The sequence below is a fragment of the Paenibacillus sp. N3.4 genome, assembly GCF_008017805.1.
GTDB lineage: Bacteria > Bacillota > Bacilli > Paenibacillales > NBRC-103111 > Paenibacillus_E.
On record NZ_VRTT01000012.1, the window covers coordinates 103,622 to 122,323 of the forward strand.

Here is an 18,702-nt window from a genome sequence, read left to right on the forward strand (position 1 = left end):
AATAATCATGACTTATCGCATTGAACAATCACCGATGGCATGGGCGAGAGCTGCTTGTGACGCCATCATTAGCCAGTATACACCCGAGAACCTGCCGCCTGCCGGAAGATGGCATTATCATCAGGGCGTGTTCCTTTGCGGGATGGAAATGCTTTCGGAAGCAGAACGAGAAACAAGCTATGATGCTTACATCCAAGCTTATGTGGATCTATTAATCGACTCGCATGGTAACTTGCTCTTCGCTCGTGATGAACTGGATGCGGTTCAAGCTGGGCTTCTTCTGTTCGGATTGGAGAAACGAACGGGTCAAAGTAAATACCGAGTCGCTGCCGAGAAGCTGAGAAGCTTGCTGAACACGCTGAATCTGACTTCCGAGGGCGGTTACTGGCATAAAGATAAATACGCTTACCAAATGTGGCTGGATGGTTTGTATATGGCAGGTGTCTTCTCGCTAAAATACACGAACGCATATGGCGACCTTGCCTTGCGTGAAAATGTGCTGCATCAGGAGCGGCTCATGCGTAAGTATATGAAGGATGAGCGCACTGGACTGCTCTACCATGCATGGGACGAGAGTCGTCAGATGCCGTGGGCCAATCCCGAAACCGGTTGTTCACCGGAATTCTGGGGCCGCTCGCTCGGCTGGTACGGCTTAGCCGTTGCTCAGTTCCTTGACGAACTGGCCGTAGATGCGCCGGGCCGTGATGAACTCGTGAACGCGCTGCGCGACTTCGTCCACGCGTTAATTCGCTATCAGGACGCGGATAGCGGCCTGTGGTATCAAGTTGTCGACAAGGGGCATCTGCCCGACAACTGGTTGGAAACCTCGTGTACAAGTTTATTCGTGTACACGATAGCCAAAGCCGTCAAGCACGGCGTCGTCGGCCGCGAATGCATAGATGCCGCGGTGAAGGGCTACCGCGGCTTAATTGATACGCTCCAGTTCGACGAACAGGGGCGGGTTGTTTTACCAGGCATCTGCATCGGAACCTCGGCAGGTGATTATGAGAACTATGTCACTCGCCCGACGAGTCAGAACGATCTCCATGGCGTAGGTGCTTTCGTAATGGCTTGTGTGGAGATACAGGCATTTGTTGGGAACGAAACGTAAGGAATAGCCCATCTTCACATAAACGGCTCCATTCGCATGTTTGCGAGGGGCCGTTTTTTGTCGCAGACCATGAAGCGCTAGAGATTCCAATGTTATTGAATCTCAAGACCCGTAAGGCCCAAAATATGATAAAATGATGAAAATAAAGGTGATACACTGACAAGCTTGCTCGTCCCTGAAGGACGACGAAGTCGTTTATCTTTGTAATAGAACGTTTATACCTATAAGGTATGCAAAGCCCATGCTCTCATCAAATTGACTATCAGGAGGAAAGACAATGAAAAGAACGCTAGCCATAAGCGATATTCATGGATGTGTGGAGCAGCTTAATCACTTATTAGATGTCATAGCATATAACAACGATCAAGATACCCTCCTCTTGCTAGGCGATTATGTGGATCGGGGACCAGCCAGTCGGGAGACTGTGGAAATGGTCATGTATTTAGTAAAGGAAAAGGGAGCCATTGCTCTGAAAGGCAATCATGACCAACGATTTATTGATATTCTCGGAGATGCAGATCCACATATGGAAATGAAGTTTTTGGAGCATGGGGGCATTCAAACCATGCGTAGCTATGTGGAGTCCGATCAGTTGGATCTGAAGAAAGCGAAAGAGCTGCTAAGGCGCGAATATAAATATCACATCGAATTTCTGGACAACCTGCCCTTATATTATGAAGATGAAAACCATATTTATACCCATGCTGGACTGAATCCGACATACCGGGATTGGAAAAGCCAGCCGAAAAGAGATTTTTTGTGGATCAGGGAACCCTTTGTTCAACACCCAACCGTCGTGACTAAGACCGTCGTTTTCGGACATACAAGGACGATGGATATTCAAGGACATGCAGACGTCTGGTTCGGTGGCGATAAAATTGGCATTGACGGAGGCTGCCCGTATGGTCTACAGCTGAATTGCCTTGAAATCAAGGAAGGCAATGAATACCGTACTTATGCAGTTCCTTCTACGAATACCTGGCAAAAGTCAGTACGATAAGGATCATCAACTGCTGCCTTCGGACTTCATCCTTAGCAAGAAATATCAAGAACTCGTGATCCGTCTATCCTAGAATAGATATAGAAGGCGTGAGGGGGCAAACGATGGGAACGGATTATTACGTACAAATCCAAAGGACGATAGACTTCATCGAAGATCATATATCGGAGACATTAACTTTGGAACGTTTGGCACGTATCGCCAACTTTTCTGAGTACCATTTCCATCGGGTTTTTCAAACCATGGTGGGAGACGCTGTCATGGAATATGTACGGAAGAGAAGACTGGCTAATGCCGCCCATCAAATCGCTCACACCGATAACAAGATCATTCATATTGCCCTCGACAATGGTTTTCAATCCCACGAAAATTTTACACGCGCCTTCAAAAAATTATTTGGTCTTACGCCGCGGGCCTACCGCCAACAAGGCATTAGGACACCGAGGTATCGCAAAGCCAACGTGCTGCAAAGAAAATTTAATCCTTATCTAGGAGGAATGAAGATGGATTATCGCATTACGACGAAACCAGCTTTTAAATTGATTGGGTACGAATTGAAAACGAGTAGTAGAGATGGCGCAAATCTACAAGAAATTCCCGCTTTCTGGAGCACTTATTTACAAGAAAATAAAGGGGCGCGCATTCCTAACCGCGTCCCTGCCGGTTCTATGACAGAATTGGGGATTTGCACAGATTTTAATATGGAAACAGGGGAGTTTGTCTACATGATTGGTGTGGAAGCAGCACATTTCGATGATGTCCCTGCCGATCTCGGATGTCGAGAGTTCCCTGAGGAAACGTATGCGGTTTTTACAACGCCTCTAGTTGCCAAAGAGCAGTTTTCTTCTTCGATTCAGAGCACTTGGAAGGGGATATTCGAAGAGTGGTTTCCTCATTCCGGCTATGAACATGCGGGAGGCGCCGAGTTCGAATTGTACGACGAACGCTGTCATGCGGACAAGCATGAACAGCTTCAAATGGACATCTATGTGCCGATAAAAAAGAAATAATTTGAAATGCCTGTAAAGAGAGTTGAATGATTTGTAATCGAAATGAAATCTGCTTTTCATCTTGTTTTAAGGTTGAAAGCCTATAATGAAATTCGACCCCCTTTTAAATATATATATCTTAAGACCCGCGGCCCGTTGCCGTGGGTCTCTTTTTATTAGGAACATTTAGGCGCGTTTGGCGCGTCCGATCAGAACAATCATCGCGAGCACAAGAAGAATGAACGGCAGACCAGCCACGCTGATGCCTTGTCCCAGTTTAAGATGCGTCAGCATAGCGCCGGCCATGATAATGGCGATCACTCCTGCAGAGATGAAGGCGATGCGTGGCTTCCAGAAACCAATAATCAACCCAATGGCCGATAGCAGTTCAATCGCACCAACAACATACATAAAGCCTAGTCCGTAGCCATAAGTTTCTGTGAAAGCCTGCACTTGCATGGCGTTGCCTGATAGTTTTAAGCCACCAAACATGAGATAAGCAAGAGCCAATAAGCCTTGTAAAATAAGTGTCGTCCATTTCATTGCAAGGAGCACCTCAATCTTCAATATGGAAGTTCATTTGGTTAAAAAGAGAGTGATAAATAGCTTAACGAACCGACTTCATAGCTGCGATGAATAACTTCTACAGGACGTTTAGGGTCACCACTGCCCATTGCGATATAAAGCGGGATGAAATGCTCCGGTCTGGGTACAGCCATGCGAGCATTGGGGGCTAAAGTGGCATACTGGAACAGTGCTTCAACATTTTGCTGCTGCATGTTTGCTACGAGCCAATCATCGAATTCCACCGCCCAAGCGTCAGGCTCCGTTGCCTGCCAATTAATCGCGCGCAAGTTGTGGACCGTTGCCCCACTTCCGATAATCAGAATATCTTCCTGATCGAGGCCGCGCAGCGCCTCCCCAATACGATATTGCTCCGTAGGCGGCAAGTAAGGGTTCACAGATATTTGAATGACCGGACATTCGGGTTTCGGAAACATGCGGGATAATGGAACCCATGATCCGTGGTCAAGTCCTCTTGTTGTATCCAGCTTTACAGGAATCCCTTTCGCTTCGAAACGGTCTGCTAGTGTGCGGGCCAGCTTAGTTGATCCTATGGCTGGATATGTGATTTGATATAACTCTTTTGGAAACCCGCCAAAATCGTATATGGTTTCATAAACATCATCTGTTGATGAGAGGGTAAGCACCTCAGTTTCCCAATGAGCCGTAAAAATAACAATCGCTTTTGGGGTTACCATTTTCCCATAATTAAGAAGAAATTCGGTACATGCCGTATCTTGGACCGCCATCATCGGTGAGCCGTGACCTACAAAAATAGGTGAAATCATCAAGAACACTCCTTTTTATTATATTACTTAAAATCATGTAGTTACTTAATGTAACTGAGTTTACGACAAAATTAAGGTTTCGTCAAGTAACTAATTTACTTTTAGTAAGCTTGTGAAACCATGTCGTCATACGCTATAATAGACAGATAATAATGAGGTGATGAAAATGGAACAATTGCCATTGTGTCCGCGTTTCGAAAAAGCAGTAGAAATTTTGAGCAAGCGCTGGACGTCGCTCATTGTTTTTCAATTGCTTTCCGGTCCGCAGCGATTTGTTAATATTGATCATGCGCTTCCTAATCTCAGCGGCAAGGTGTTATCGGAGCGGTTGAAAGAGCTTGAGCATGAAGGTATTGTTAAGAGGGTAGTCTTCCCTGAAAGCCCAGTTCGTATTGAATATTCACTTTCGGACAAGGGGAGGGCCTTGGCTCCTATTTTTGGTGAAATTGCTAAATGGTCATCGGAATGGCTTCCTCTTCCGGAATCATGAGTCCCCTGCTGGATATATAGAAAAAGGTCCTCTTCCTGTGTAGCTGGAAGAAGGACCTTTTTTGGTGTTCTAGTCTGTTTTCTCGGAATCATCCATAACGGCTAACGATGGAAACAGATTGTTGCTATCCTCGCCATCTGCCTCCACGAATCGTTTGAGCACATTCAGCTTGTTTTCCCAGTAGCGTTCATAAAATGCAAGCCACCGCTTCAATTCCATCAGTGGTTCCGCATCCAACCGATATCGCGTTTCTCGACCGACCTTCCGCTCCTTGACGAGTCCGGCATCTGCCAAAATTCGCAAGTGCTTGGATACAGCCGTACGGCTCATCGGAAAATGCCCGGAGATCACCGTAACCGGCATCTCTTGCTCCCCCAGCAGCTTCAATACCTGACGACGAGTCGGATCGGCAATGGCCTGAAAGACATCGTGTTTCTGCGAAGGGATCGCCATATTAGGCCTCGACGTAAGCGGCGAGCGCCTTCTTGAGACCTTCCCAGCCCTGCGACATCACTTCGCGAACCGCAGAATGAGGTTGGCCGAATTCGGTAACTTTATCAGCATCCCAACCGGAATGAATAAGGGTAAATTCTGTCTTACCTTCGAGATCGGTCAGTTCAAACGTCAAAGTCCAATCTTTGCCCCATTCGAATGCGAGACGGCTAGGGGGTTCGAGTTCTGTAACTTTACAAGGAGACTTGCCAAAAGGTCCTGCCTCCAAATGGAACTCATATCCGATCTCCTGCTTGAAGTCGTTTGGCATGAACCAAGCGGCGATACCTTCAGAGGTAGCTACAGCGTTCCATACTTTTTGAATAGGTGCGTTAAATACAACGGTCTGTTTAATTGCTTGCAATGTTTCTTGTTTGTTTTGTTCCATAATAAGAAGCCTCCAATAAGTTATTTACTTCATGACATGCAGCTTTTCGTAGGTTGTCCATTGTTATCAATTTGACTATCAAGACTAACCTTTTTTCTTTTGAATGGAAACCAAAAGGTTCCGTATTAGGATTATACGAAACCTTTTGGTTTCATGTCAAGTTGAGTTATGTTCAGCAAATTTTAAGCAAATATTGGGTAGGCATCCTCCTATCAATTTGTTGTGAATGTCTAAGTGATTTTACTATTGGAAATATATATGTATGATGGAGAAGACCGAATTCTTTTCAAATCATACTCAGTATTTATTTTCTTAGGAGGAACTTATGATACGTTTTGCTGTTATCGGAACGAACTGGATTACAGAGGAATTCATTCATGCTGCCCGTGAGACGGGGGAATTCGCATTAACCGCGGTCTATTCTCGGACAGAGGAAAAAGCGGCAGAGTTCGCAGGAAAGTTTGAGATTCCTCATCTGTTTACGGATTTGAACGCGTTTGCGCGAAGCGATACTTTTGATGCGGTATATATTGCGAGTCCGAATTCCCTTCACGCCGAGTATGCAATCCACTGTATGAATCACGGCAAGCATGTGCTGTGCGAGAAGCCTGCAGCTTCCAATACGGCTGAAGTTACAGCGATGGTCGAAGCGGCTCGAAGTAATAAAGTCGTGTTTATGGAAGCACTCAAGTCCACGCTGATGCCTAATTTTCAGGTCATTCAGGACAACCTTCACAAACTAGGGAAGGTTAGGAGATATTTCGCAAGCTATTGCCAATATTCGTCGCGGTATGATGCGTACAAAGAAGGAAAAGTGCTCAACGCTTTCAATCCGATCTTCTCTAATGGGTCCCTAATGGATCTAGGAGTCTACTGCATTTATCCTTTAGTCGTGTTATTCGGAGCTCCGGAACGTGTACAAGCCAGTGGGCTACTGCTGGAGTCCGGTGTCGACGGCGAAGGAAGTCTTTTGCTTCGCTATAAGGAAATGGATGCTATTCTGATGCATTCCAAAATTTCGAGCTCTTATCTTCCTGCGGAAATTATGGGTGAACATGCGACCATGGTGATCGACAAGATTAATGAGCCTGAACATGTGGAGATTCGTTATCGAGATGGTTCTGTCGAATCGTTAACACAGCAGCAAGGAGCGAGAACCATGCGTTACGAGGCAGCGGAATTTATCCGACTGATTAAGACGGGGACTTTGGAGTCAGAAACGAACTCCCATGCGAATTCTCTTATTGCTGTAGGGATTATGGATGAAGCCAGAAAACAAATGGGACTTGTTTTTCCGGCTGATCAATAGGTATGAAACAAGAAAAACGATGCGAAATGAACTTTCGTACATCGTTTTTTTTGTTTGTCGATAAGAACATGCACCCAAAAACGTGCCTTACAGCCTCGATTTCTGCAATCCGCCGAGCTGTAAGCTCCTTTTGCGGTGTTCCAGCACGATCTCTGAACGTGCACTAGTTCCCAGCTCTATAAGCTTGAAAAACGTGCTTACAGCCTCGATTTCTGCAATCCGCCAAGCTGTAAGCTTCTTTTGCAGCGTTCCAGCCCCGGGATCTCCGAACATCCACTATTTCGAGTTCTATATGTTTGCTAATCACACTGGAAACCTCACTTTCAATCCTGTGTGCTCCCCCTTATCCAAGTTGGTAACCAAAAATTCCAATAAAGATTGACCGTGGACATCATACGTGATAAAATAACCTGACTGTCACAAAAACAGGTCCGTAGCTCAATGGCAGAGCAACCGGCTCTTAACCGGTAGGTTGTGGGTTCGACCCCCACCGGGCCTATACGAAACAATAAAAACCTCTTCCACTTCGGTTGGAGAGGTTTTTTTGTTTAAATTCACCTAGGAAAGTGTAAGGTAAAAGATATACAGGGTTAATGGTGCATTTAACTCTCATTCTAACTTATCAACAGAGTTATGCACAGTATCAACATGCCATCCAACTAAGCTGTGCATAAGATTGTGGTATCCCTATACACATATCCACAGGCTAACTTATCCACAACAAGATATACACATATGGACAACGGGTGTTTTCTTCTGTATGGTAAACATGACGAAAGGTAACATTAACTACCATATAAGTGATGATAGGTGGAGGAATCATGAATAAAATTTTTAGTATTTATAAAACGGATCTTATGAACTTGTGGAAGGTGCCCACGGGTCTCTTTCTTATGATTGCACTTTCAATTTTACCATCCGTCTATGCTTGGATTAATTTGGAGGCTATGTGGGACCCCTATTCGAATACGTCAGGTATCAAGATCGCGGTTACGAGCAACGATAAAGGTGCAACGGTTGAAAGCAAGTCCATTAATATTGGGGACGAAGTTGTGGATAATTTGAAAAATAATCATTCACTTGGTTGGACCTTTGTGGATGAACAGACAGCGCTGCGAGGTGTCGAACGCGGGGATTATTATGCAAGTTTGATCATTCCCGCAGATTTTTCTCAAAAAATTACGAGCATAGTCGACGGCACGATGGAAAAGCCGGAAATTATTTATACCGTAAACGAGAAAATTAATGCTGTCGCTCCGAAAATAACGAGTAAAGGCGCTTCCAATGTGACAGCGCAAATTAGTGAAAATTTTATTAAAACCGTAAGCAGTTCAATTTTGACCCGCATGAAAGAGATTGGCATCGATTTTGAAAAAGAACTGCCGACTATACGCAATATGGAAACGAAAATCTTTGAATTGGAGAAACGGTTGCCGGATATAACGGCGATGGGTGATAAGGCGCTGGAGATTGAGCAGAAGCTGCCTGACATCAAGGAAAAAGGTCAAAAGATCATCGATCTTGAAAACAAAATCCCTGAAATTGACCGGGCGGGAGACACAATTCTAAAGATAGAAGAGCGCTGGCCGAAGATTGAGGCCGTAGCTCAAGAAGTGCTCGTCATTCAGCAAAAGCTTCCGGAGATTCAGCAGGCAGCAAACCGCATCGCGGAGATAGACCAGAACTTCGACAAAGTGGGAGATGCGCTCAATACAGCCATTGATAAGTCGCGGAAAGCGAACGAAATTGTGACCGCCGCGATTAATACGCTGCCAAAGGTTGAGGAGATCGCCGCGAAAGGGAGCGCCTTTGTTGACCAATTGAACCAATATTTGCAAAACAACGATGCAGCGTTCCAAGCAATCATTCCAGTCATTAAGCAAAATCTGACTTTGCTTCAGCAGACAGCCGACGCGGTTACCCAACTGACTGGATTACTGCAAGAGGTTAATCCTGATCCACAGAAGGCGATAGCCGCAATAACCCTATTAACAGATCGTCTTACAACCGGCGTTGTGGTCATCGATAAAACTGTCGATCTTTTCACGCGGTTAAATACATACTTACCGAATGCTCCGTTGACGGATAATATTAATCGACTTAATAATCTCAAGACGAATTTTTCGAACCAAATTCAAACCTTAGCTAAGGTGAAATCTGCACTGGAGCGCGGTGAACAGCCAGCTAAGGATCTTGTGAATAACTTGAATACCTTATCCAAAGAAGCAAGTGCAGCGATCGGTGGGATTTTATCTCGTTATGATTCAGAAATTGTTCCGAATGTGACGAAGGCACTCGCTCAAATCAAGTCCGTTGCAATAAACTCGGCAGCTGTTCTGCAGACGCTTCAAACGCAGCTGCCCAACATTAAAGAAATTTTAGTTGATGCGCAGAGTGGGATTCATTTCGCCCAAGATCAGCTGGACGCTTTACAAAAGGATTTACCGACCATTCGCTCTCGTGTGCATGAAGCTTCAACGACGATCCAAAGCAAAATCAATGATTTCACGAACGGAATTAATGAAGCTGCACCCTTTATTCGCAATGATTTGCCGAAGGTGGAGCAGAAGCTCCATGAGGCTGCAAACTTCGTGCGGAACGATTTACCTGCGGCTGAGGATGAGATTCGGAAAGTAGCTGATCTCTACAAAACGAAGTTACCTGAAGTGGAAAATGCTGTTCATCTGGCAGCCAATCTGGTTCGCAATGACTTGCCTGAATTCGAAACCGCTGTTCGTAAAGCGGCCGATCAGATCCGCAAGGTAGAAGGAGGAGGCAGCATCGAGGAAGTCCTCAAACTGCTTCAGAATGATATTCAGAAGCAGAGTGATTTCCTGTCTAATCCGGTTCTCATTAGAGAGGATAAGAAATTCCCGATCCCGAACTATGGTTCGGCGATGTCCCCTTTTTATACGACGCTTTCCCTGTGGGTAGGCGCTATGCTGCTCGTTTCACTGATGCGGGTTGATGTCGATAACCCGGATGGCTTGCTGAAAACCCACCATATCTATTTTGGACGGATGCTTATCTTCCTGACGGTCGGTTTTTTCCAAGCATTAATCGTTACATTGGGTGACTTTTTCTTACTAGGCACATATGTTGTGGATAAGTTTTGGTTTGTTATTTTCGCCGTTCTGATTAGCAAAGTGTTCATTACCATAACGTACACGCTGGTTTCCGTGTTTGGGAATATTGGTAAAGGGATCGCCATTATTTTTCTGGTGCTTCAGTTTTCCAGCTCCGGGGGCACGTTCCCGGTAAGTACGGCATCGCCTTTTTTCCAAAAGCTGAATCCGATCGTACCTTTCACGTATGCCGTTGGTTTGATGCGCGAGGCGGTTGGCGGGATGCAGCTATCCGTAGTGCTTAAAGATGTGTTTTTCCTTTGTGTGTTCATTGCCATCTGTTATGTGTTGGCTCTTGCTTTGAAAAAGCCGCTAAGCGGCTATACGAAGCGGGTAGCCGAAAAAGCGAAACAAACGAAGCTGATTTCATAAAATGGCGCTTTTGCTCCTTGGGGCTTGCATCTTAGGGTGCAGGCTATTTCCAATCTTCGCTGAAAAAGAACTAAGCCTTTAGTCTAGGTTTTTTCACGACCTTTGGCTATAAAAAGACCGTACTAAAGTGCGTTCAGTTTGATTCGATAATCACATATAATGGTTATAACAATAAGAAGAACGAGGAATCTTGTGGAGTAAACAGCTCGATTGGGGCTGTTGAATGTGTTAGAGAGGGGACTCGAAAGATGATTCGTCGGAAAAAAATATTGATCTTAACAGGCAGTTTAGGGGATGGACATAATAAAGCGGCGCAAGCTATTTTGGAAGCTGCAAGGTTTCATAGGCCGGATGTAGACGTGAAGGTGGTGGATTTCCTTGAATGGACGCATCCATACTTGCATAATGTCGGTAGATTTTGCTATATGCAGTGGGTGAAAAGTCTGCCTTCGGTTTACGGGTTCTTGTACCGTAGAACACGTGCGGATAATACCATCTCACATCTTTTCAAAAAAATGAAATCGTTCCGTACAGAACGAATGTTGTCCTTGCTTCAAGAAGAGAAGCCGACGGAAGTCGTGTGTACCTTTCCCGGTGCTGCCGCGGCGATGTCTTATTTGAAATGCAACGGTTTGACGAATGTGCCAACCGTGACGGTGATGACGGACTACACAGATCACAGCTATTGGATTCATCCTGGGACGGATCGATATTTGGTCGCTGCCGAGCACGTGAAGCAAGCGCTCCTGCGCTATCGGATTCCCGAGCAACGCATTGTGGTGACGGGTATCCCGATACGGATGCCATTCACACAGACGTATGATCGTGCCAAGCTGCGAGATCAATATGGCTTGGACCGCGATAGGCCGACGGTGCTTGTAATGGGCGGCGGGCATGGCCTGATTGGCAAGCAATTTAAATCGGTGCTGCAATCTGATGATTTGGATACATTGGTGCAATTTGTATTCGTTTGTGGACGCAATGAAAAGTTGAAGCAGCGGCTGGAAGAGGAACTGGGCAGTGAAAAAACGCGCCACTCCGTCATGATTACAGGTTTTGTGGAGCATGTGCATGAGTTGATGGCCTTGTCTGATCTGATTGTAACCAAACCCGGAGGTCTTACGGTATCTGAAGCGTTGGCGCTTGAGCTGCCGATGATGCTGTACAAGCCAATTCCAGGGCAGGAGCAGGATAATGCGGCTTACTTGGTGGGTCTGGGTGCGGCGATAGAGGTAAAAAATGCGTCAGAATTAAAAAGCCAGCTGCTTGAAGTGATAGCGAATCGTTCCTTGCTGTCACAACTGAAGCAGAATGCGAAGTCGAATCAGTTGAACCAGGACGCACGGCATACCATTTCTATGATATTGGAAACTAAACATTATTTCAGTCCGGCATTAGAAGGCCTGCAGCTTTCATATGCTAATGTATGATGCGTTTTACTCGGCGCATGTGATGCGATTCGTAGAGGAGGGTCACCATGCGAAATTGGACGATAACCTTATTAACGGTGGGTGCGGTATACACGATTATTCCTTGGATTGTTACTCACTTGTTTGGAATAGGCGTGGTTCGCAGGGGGGAAGAGCGGGCAGAGATTGCCCTGACATTTGACGATGGTCCGAACCCGGAGTACACCCCGCTATTACTTGATATGTTAAAAAGGCATCATGTTAAAGCGACATTTTTCGTTTTGGGCAGCAAAGCTGAACAATATCCTGAACTTATCTTGAGGATGCATCGGGAAGGACATCAAATTGGCTTGCACAACTACAGGCATAAATCAAATCTACTTATGATGCCTTGGACCATTCGCAAGCAAGTGGAACGCTCGGCTAAGCAGATCGAAGCGATTACAGGCGAGTATCCGACGTGTTATCGACCGCCGTGGGGGATGTTCAACGTATGCGATCTATTCATGCAAAAACGATATACGTTAGTTCTCTGGTCATTGATAGCTCAAGATTGGCGCAGTCGTGTAGGTCGAACTCGTCTGAAATCGACACTGTTAAGCGGAATTACGGATGGTTCCATTGTTTTGCTCCATGATTGCGGAGAAACCTTAGGGGCAGATCGCGATGCTCCTTCCTATATGCTAAAAGCGCTGGATGATGTTCTTTATGAACTTAAAGGCAAACCGATACGCTGTGTGCGAATTGATGAAATGACGGGAGCTGTAGTAAAACCAATGATTACTACAAAGGCTTAAAGGGCTTCATAGTTGAGGCTGATAACCGTATACAGGTTTTATTGGATATAGCCATCATGCTGGTTGCTAATTCGCAGTCCATATTCTTCATATCTAGGTCATTCCACAATGGAATGGCTTTTTTAGTAGATAAGAAAGTATATGTCTATACGTTTGCTTCGCATCTACCTTGATAAACTCACTCGTCCCTGAAGGACGACAAAGTCGTTTATCCTTGCGTGGCTATATGTTTGGTTTGGCTGCAGCTTAAGCTTAGCCTAAAGGTTTAACATCGAAATCGTTGCTTGACGAAAGGGTAGAGAATTGGAATGATGAACGGACTGCAAATCCGCTATTGTAGTTTTGGGTGACCTCTTTAGAAGTTAACGGACATCAGCGCCTTTATTCAAGCGATAAGGGACCGATGCTTATGAGTTTATTGCCCTTAGCGGAACGTGTGTCCTCAAACAGGCGAATCGCAAGGGATAGATGGCAAATAACGAATGCTGTGTCCGATTATCTATCTTATCGTTCTACAATCGCAGCCTAGACAGGAGGATCGAATTTTACATTAAGCATTCATACCTCATTGGAAAAATACGCAGCCATTTCCCGTGCTTCCTCCCTCTTTTTAGTGGTTAAAAAAACCCTGAAAATCAGAAAAATCGACTTTTTATTTGTACACACGCTTTCTGTCAATCCATCTGTCAATAGATTTTCGTCTTCTGAAAAAGGATTCTTTTATGTATTTTGCTTTACATTATTAATTTGTAAAGTAATGATCAAGGCTAACTTACAGAATGCCTTAGGTCTTCCCGCAGGCTCTTCCCGTACGCATTGGGAAAGACAATCTTAAAATCATAAAAGTCCCTATGAAAAGAAGCGCTCTTCAGAGGGACTTTTGTTTTGATTTAATTAAAATCGCTAATCGACTGACTGGAATCCCGTTCTATCAATTCACCGAAGATCGAAATTTTCGATGGTGCAGCAGCATCGTCTATTTTGCGAATAAGGACATCAACGGCATTCAAGCCGAGTTGTTCATGATTTACTTGAATCGTAGTAAGGCTGGGGGAAATCAAAGCTGCTGCTTCTATGTTATCGAAACCGACAATGGATATGTCCTCAGGCACCTTATATCCATTGGCAGTCAGAAGCTGAATGAGCGAAATGGCGATACGATCGTTTGTGCAGAACCATGCTGTCGGCATAGAAGTCATGGCCGCTAGCTGAGTATCAATCTCAGCAGAGCTGTCAGTAATCATACATTTCTCCATGTCGACCACCAAGGAAGCATCCATCATTGCCTGTTGATAACCGAACCAACGTTCCTTGCCTTTTTTGGTTAACGTTATCGATCCTACGAAGCCAATCTGCTTGTGTCCTTTCTCGATCAGATAAGCAACGAGTTTGTAGGCGTCTTCCGCATTAGCGGCCACAACGGCATCGAGCTGCACAGGCTCGTAGTAGTGATCTACGGTTACGATCGGCAGTTTAAGCTCGATAAGCTTCCTGATATAGTTTATCGGCAGAACCCCAATAATCAGCAAGCCGTGAAACACCATTTCGCGATAAATCTCAGGCAGGGCTAACTGATCTTGCATGTCGTTCGACACGCGACAAAGAATGGCCTGATAGCCCAGCCCTTTGGCTCTTATTTCCATAGCGCAAAATATTTCGTAATCATATATTTGATCATTTCGCTCGTTTTCGGGTAGGAAAATAAGAAAGCTGCCTTGTTTTTTCTTGTGCTTCGGCTCCGTTCGATAATGCAGTCGATCCGCTGCCTCGAAAATACGCGTGCGCAGTTCTTCGCTAACGCCTGATTTATGATTAAGCGCCAAGGAAACGGCATTTTTGGAAATTCCCAACAGATCAGCGATGTCTTGCATAGAAGTTTTTGGATTCATTTTGTTGGCAGCCCCTAGAAAAAAGAATACGATCTCTTATTATTTTACTATTCCAAGGCCCCTTTTGTGAAGTTGATTATCACGTTAATTTTCACTTGACAATATTTTTTTGTCAACTACCTTTACAGCCTTTCCCCGTAAACAAACCGTTCCAACATCTGTAGTTTCTCTGAGGACAGCATCTCCGAGTTATCCCAATAAAGGATACTGGAGGCATCTAAATGCCATTTGATTTCCCGACGAATGAGGGAGTGGCGGAAATCGTCCCAATTATTCAATTTCCAATGATCGATCGGCAAGCCTCTTTCTTGAATGCGCTGGCGATAAACTTGTTCCTCAGACAGGTAGACATAGATGACTTTCAGTTCAACATCGTGAACCGTCGCTCCGATCCGCGAGAGTTCGGTTTCAACCCACTTTGCTTCTGCAATCTCTTTGGTGAATGGGCCTACGACATAAGCGTCCAGTCCGAGCCCGATATTCTCAAGAGCGGCGTCCATCGTAATGCGATAGCCCAAATCACGGCAGTGGGTTTTATAAAAAGGGGAATCACGGTCACTCGGGTCTTGTCCTGCTAGCGTCATAATGGCTTCCGCGGCAGGTCGAAGAAGTGTATCCATGTCCAGAAACGCTCCGCCATGCTTGCTGGCCAATGCTTTGGCCATGGTGGTTTTTCCAGCTCCGGCAGGGCCTAAGATCAGTACTAATTTTCGCATAACTAACCTCCGATTAGGGGTGATGGATTTGCGGGAATGATATCAACAAGTGTAACATAATGAGGAGAAGTCATTTTGAAAGCAAAAAATGAATGTGTATTTTAATCTTATTTTAATCTAATTTTCAGCTAAATTTCAGCTAAATTTTAGATTTATTTAAGGTTCACTGCATACTTCATTCATAACTTCCGCGTAAAATGCTTCTATACAGGAGTGGTAATTCATTCTGGAAGGATACGATTGAAAATGAAGAACAAAGCATATACGCAAGCAGTAATGATCTCAGATCGGGTAAGTTTGAACGATAAAACCGGTCCCTATTGGCCAACTGAAGGCTGGCGGACCTCGACGCCAGAGGCACAGGGCATGCACTCGGTGATCCTTGCAGAGATGCTCGGAGCTTTTCAAGAACGTAATGTGCATAGCGTCGCAATTGTACGTAACGGCTATTTAGTCGCTGAAGCTTATAATCAACAGACACAATTCGATATACCGCAGGATGTAAAGTCCGTTACGAAAAGTATCACGTCCGCCCTGACAGGTATTGCCTTGTCCGAACGAAAGCTGAAGAGTATCGAACAAAGGGTCGCCGAGTTTTTTCCTGTGTGGAGTGAGGACCCTGTTCGGTCTAAAATCATGATTAAACATCTCCTGTACATGGTTTCAGGACTGGATTGGAACAATGTGAATGAACAAGCATCCACAGACATGATGTACTCGGCAGATTGGATTCAGAGTGTTTTGGAACATCCATCCCGTGCTCATCCCGGAACCATTTTTAATTACAGTAACGGGGATGCGCATCTGCTGTCGGCCATTTTACATAAGGCAACTGGGGAGTCGATGTTTGATTATGCGAAAACTCATTTATTCAGACCTCTGGGAATTTCAAATGTAAATTGGAATGAAGATCCGCAGGGCCACACAATTGGGGCTTGGGCTATGGCACTCACTTTGCGGGATATGGCTAAATTAGGTTACTTATATATGAAGGAAGGCCAATGGGACGGGGAAACCATCATTCCCAAACCTTGGATCAAAGAGACGTTGATTCAACGTGTCACACAAAATTACGCGAACGGTACACAAGGCGGATATGGGTATTATTGGTGGTTGAAGTCTTTGGCTCCTGGTATCGTAAGAAATAGCAAAAAACCAATCGAAACCTTCTATGCTTCTGGAGCAGGTGGACAACGGATATTCGTCATTCCTAGCTTGCAGCTTGTCGTGGCCCTAACTTCCAACTCAATGGATGTAGATATGCCGGAGCAATTGCTGCACCATGTGGCTAAGGCGATACGATCGGATAAGGTGTTAAGTGATAATGCCGAGGCAACTTCCAAGTTAAATCAAGCGATTGAAACCTTCAAAACAGCAATAGATCAATAAGCTCATAACGAAAATCCTCTCAATGAACTTTGAGGGGATTTTATATTTTTAAGCTCATCTGTAGTAAGATAGTAAGGATAGTAAGCAAAAGGGGAGTTTAATCGTGAGTAAACGCAGTTTCAATGACTATACATTAAGTGAAGATATTATAAGGGCGCTTCTTAGCTTGGGTTATGAGCAACCGACCGATGTTCAAAACGAAGTCATTCCGATCGCTCTCCAGCAAAAGGACTTGACGGTCAAGTCACGCACCGGCAGCGGGAAAACGGCGGCTTTCGGAATTCCGATTTGCGAATTAGTGGAGTGGGAAGAAAATAGACCGCAGGCGCTCATCTTAACACCTACGAGAGAGCTTGCCGATCAAGTGAAGCAGGACATCACGAATATCGGGAGATTCAAACGGATCAAAGCGGTGGCACTGTATGGCAAGCAGCCTTTTGCCAAACAAAAATTAGAATTGCACCAAAAGTGTCATGTCGTTGTAGGTACACCCGGGCGTGTGCTGGATCATATTCAGAAGGGTACGTTAGACCTGGAACGTTTGAAATATCTCGTTATTGATGAAGCCGACGAAATGCTTCGCATGGGGTTTATCGAGCAAGTTGGGGCGATTATTGACGAGCTTCCGACAGACCGCATGACCATGCTGTTTTCGGCTACGCTGCCGCAGGATGTGGCGCAGCTATGTCATCGCTATATGAATCATCCGATTGATATCGAGATTCAAACACAGGAAACAACCAAGGTGCAGATCGAGCATACCTTATTGACCATTAGAGATAGCGACAAATTTCAATTGCTGAAAAATGTGATGGTCATCGAAAACCCTGACAATTGTATTATTTTCTGCCGAACCCAGGAGCATGTGGACACGCTTTTCCGCCAGCTGGATCAGCTGGGTTACCCGTGTGACAAGATTCATGGAGGGATGATGCAGGACGACCGCTTCCTTGTGATGAACGCTTTTAAAAGAGGGGAATTCCGCTACTTGATAGCAACGGATGTGGCAGCCAGAGGGATTGATGTGGAGAACATCACCCATGTTATTAATTATGATCTTCCTCTTGAAAAAGAAAGCTATGTCCATCGGATAGGACGGACCGGACGCGCGGGTAAGACGGGCAAAGCCATTACGTTCATCACCCCTCATGAGGATAAATTCGTTGCAGAGATTGAAGGCTATTTGGGATTTGAAATACCTAGAAAAGACGTTCCTACGGCTGAAGAGGTTGCTCTCGGACAGCTTGCCTTTGAGCAAAAAATGCAATCGACTCCGGTTATCAAAAGAGATAAGAGCGATCAACTGAATAAAGGCATCATGAAGCTGTATTTTAATGGCGGGAAAAAGAAGAAGATAAGAGCGGTAGACTTTGTGGGAACTCTTGCCAAAATAGAAGGTGTGACCGCGGAGGACATTGGTATCATCACCATCCAAGATAATGTCTCCTATGTGGATATTTTAAATGGTAAAGGTCCTATGGTTCTTAAAATAATGAAAAATACAACAATTAAAGGAAAGCTGTTGAAGGTGCACGAGGCTAATAAGTAAACATCATTTAACCCCTCCAAGTGGCGCAGTCATGGATGACATGATCCTGTGACCTTGGAGGGGTTATTTGTTGTTAGGCGATTGGAGTTGTTAGACGGACTGTAAAGCGGTTTTTCCGCGTTACAGAGGGAGCAGAGTCAGGAAGCGGCTCTGTAAGAAGTAAAAACCTGCTTACAGAGGAGAAAGAGGAGAGAACGGACGAGAACTGGAGATGTAAAGCGGTTTTTGGTCTTAAGTCAATAGATTGGACACGACGAATTGCTGTTTTCTATCCACTATTCCGAGCATAATAGACCTCTTCAAAACGAATGGGGGATAAATAGCC

General features: G+C 45.0%; 18 protein-coding genes and 1 tRNA gene. 12 read left to right on the forward strand and 7 right to left on the reverse strand.

What is annotated here, in order from left to right:
• Positions 1 to 7: 7 nt before the first annotated feature.
• The 3 genes from FU659_RS08805 (at position 8) to FU659_RS08815 (ending at position 3,121) form a co-directional block, all read left to right on the forward strand.
• On the forward strand, positions 8 to 1,111 hold the full coding sequence (locus FU659_RS08805; RefSeq protein WP_147947221.1) for a glycoside hydrolase family 88/105 protein: 1,104 nt from the start codon (positions 8 to 10) through the stop codon (positions 1,109 to 1,111).
• 277 nt (positions 1,112 to 1,388) lie between these two features.
• Positions 1,389 to 2,111, forward strand: coding sequence for a metallophosphoesterase family protein (locus FU659_RS08810; protein ID WP_147947222.1), 723 nt, complete (start codon positions 1,389 to 1,391; stop codon positions 2,109 to 2,111).
• Between the two features lie 104 nt (positions 2,112 to 2,215).
• Entirely contained in the window at positions 2,216 to 3,121 is a 906-nt protein-coding gene (locus FU659_RS08815; RefSeq protein ID WP_147947223.1) for an AraC family transcriptional regulator, read from the forward strand.
• A gap of 165 nt (positions 3,122 to 3,286) precedes the next feature.
• Here the strand turns inward: FU659_RS08815 and FU659_RS08820 are convergent, their stop codons facing one another.
• Both FU659_RS08820 and FU659_RS08825 read right to left on the reverse strand, forming a co-directional pair.
• Positions 3,287 to 3,643 carry a DoxX family protein gene (locus tag FU659_RS08820; RefSeq protein WP_147947224.1) on the reverse strand — a complete coding sequence of 119 codons (357 nt, stop codon included), beginning with the start codon at positions 3,641 to 3,643 and terminating at the stop codon, positions 3,287 to 3,289.
• Between the two features lie 41 nt (positions 3,644 to 3,684).
• On the reverse strand, positions 3,685 to 4,452 hold the full coding sequence (locus tag FU659_RS08825; protein WP_147947225.1) for a DODA-type extradiol aromatic ring-opening family dioxygenase: 768 nt from the start codon (positions 4,450 to 4,452) through the stop codon (positions 3,685 to 3,687).
• A gap of 166 nt (positions 4,453 to 4,618) precedes the next feature.
• Here FU659_RS08825 and catR point away from each other — a divergent pair, with 166 nt between their 5' ends.
• Positions 4,619 to 4,942 (forward strand): catDE operon transcriptional regulator CatR, encoded by a 324-nt coding sequence (catR, locus tag FU659_RS08830; RefSeq protein WP_147947226.1) that lies wholly within the window; start codon positions 4,619 to 4,621, stop codon positions 4,940 to 4,942.
• Between the two features lie 69 nt (positions 4,943 to 5,011).
• Here the strand turns inward: catR and FU659_RS08835 are convergent, their stop codons facing one another.
• The gene (locus FU659_RS08835; RefSeq protein ID WP_147947227.1) at positions 5,012 to 5,395 is read right to left on the reverse strand and encodes an ArsR/SmtB family transcription factor; all 384 of its coding nucleotides are present in this window, start codon (positions 5,393 to 5,395) and stop codon (positions 5,012 to 5,014) included.
• Position 5,396: 1 nt separating this feature from the next.
• A complete protein-coding gene (locus FU659_RS08840; protein WP_147947228.1) occupies positions 5,397 to 5,822 on the reverse strand; it encodes an SRPBCC family protein in 426 nt (141 codons plus the stop codon).
• A gap of 325 nt (positions 5,823 to 6,147) precedes the next feature.
• Here FU659_RS08840 and FU659_RS08845 point away from each other — a divergent pair, with 325 nt between their 5' ends.
• Positions 6,148 to 7,131: a Gfo/Idh/MocA family protein gene (locus tag FU659_RS08845; protein ID WP_147947229.1), complete on the forward strand. Its 984-nt coding sequence runs from the start codon at positions 6,148 to 6,150 to the stop codon at positions 7,129 to 7,131.
• An 87-nt stretch (positions 7,132 to 7,218) separates the two neighbouring features.
• Here the strand turns inward: FU659_RS08845 and FU659_RS08850 are convergent, their stop codons facing one another.
• Complete coding sequence (locus FU659_RS08850; RefSeq protein WP_147947230.1) at positions 7,219 to 7,404, reverse strand: hypothetical protein; 186 nt, start codon at positions 7,402 to 7,404, stop codon at positions 7,219 to 7,221.
• Between the two features lie 154 nt (positions 7,405 to 7,558).
• Here FU659_RS08850 and FU659_RS08855 point away from each other — a divergent pair.
• The 5 genes from FU659_RS08855 (at position 7,559) to FU659_RS35285 (ending at position 13,669) form a co-directional block, all read left to right on the forward strand.
• Positions 7,559 to 7,630: transfer RNA gene (locus FU659_RS08855), tRNA-Lys, on the forward strand.
• Positions 7,631 to 7,952: 322 nt separating this feature from the next.
• Positions 7,953 to 10,628 (forward strand): YhgE/Pip domain-containing protein, encoded by a 2,676-nt coding sequence (locus FU659_RS08860; RefSeq protein ID WP_147947231.1) that lies wholly within the window; start codon positions 7,953 to 7,955, stop codon positions 10,626 to 10,628.
• A 248-nt stretch (positions 10,629 to 10,876) separates the two neighbouring features.
• Positions 10,877 to 12,058 carry an MGDG synthase family glycosyltransferase gene (locus tag FU659_RS08865; RefSeq protein WP_147947232.1) on the forward strand — a complete coding sequence of 394 codons (1,182 nt, stop codon included), beginning with the start codon at positions 10,877 to 10,879 and terminating at the stop codon, positions 12,056 to 12,058.
• A gap of 47 nt (positions 12,059 to 12,105) precedes the next feature.
• Positions 12,106 to 12,834 carry a polysaccharide deacetylase family protein gene (locus FU659_RS08870; protein WP_147947233.1) on the forward strand — a complete coding sequence of 243 codons (729 nt, stop codon included), beginning with the start codon at positions 12,106 to 12,108 and terminating at the stop codon, positions 12,832 to 12,834.
• A 568-nt stretch (positions 12,835 to 13,402) separates the two neighbouring features.
• Positions 13,403 to 13,669, forward strand: a complete 267-nt coding sequence (locus FU659_RS35285) for a hypothetical protein (protein WP_187274012.1) — start codon at positions 13,403 to 13,405, stop codon at positions 13,667 to 13,669.
• Positions 13,670 to 13,724: 55 nt separating this feature from the next.
• Here FU659_RS35285 and FU659_RS08875 read toward each other — a convergent pair whose 3' ends face one another.
• Positions 13,725 to 14,723: a LacI family DNA-binding transcriptional regulator gene (locus FU659_RS08875; RefSeq protein ID WP_147947234.1), complete on the reverse strand. Its 999-nt coding sequence runs from the start codon at positions 14,721 to 14,723 to the stop codon at positions 13,725 to 13,727.
• Positions 14,724 to 14,845: 122 nt separating this feature from the next.
• Positions 14,846 to 15,439 (reverse strand): P-loop nucleotide/nucleoside kinase family protein, encoded by a 594-nt coding sequence (locus FU659_RS08880; RefSeq protein ID WP_147947235.1) that lies wholly within the window; start codon positions 15,437 to 15,439, stop codon positions 14,846 to 14,848.
• A gap of 246 nt (positions 15,440 to 15,685) precedes the next feature.
• Between FU659_RS08880 and FU659_RS08885 the strand changes: the two genes are divergently transcribed.
• Positions 15,686 to 16,828, forward strand: coding sequence for a serine hydrolase domain-containing protein (locus FU659_RS08885; protein ID WP_147947236.1), 1,143 nt, complete (start codon positions 15,686 to 15,688; stop codon positions 16,826 to 16,828).
• A 103-nt stretch (positions 16,829 to 16,931) separates the two neighbouring features.
• Positions 16,932 to 18,377, forward strand: a complete 1,446-nt coding sequence (locus tag FU659_RS08890) for a DEAD/DEAH box helicase (RefSeq protein WP_147947237.1) — start codon at positions 16,932 to 16,934, stop codon at positions 18,375 to 18,377.
• The last annotated feature ends 325 nt before the right edge of the window (positions 18,378 to 18,702 follow it).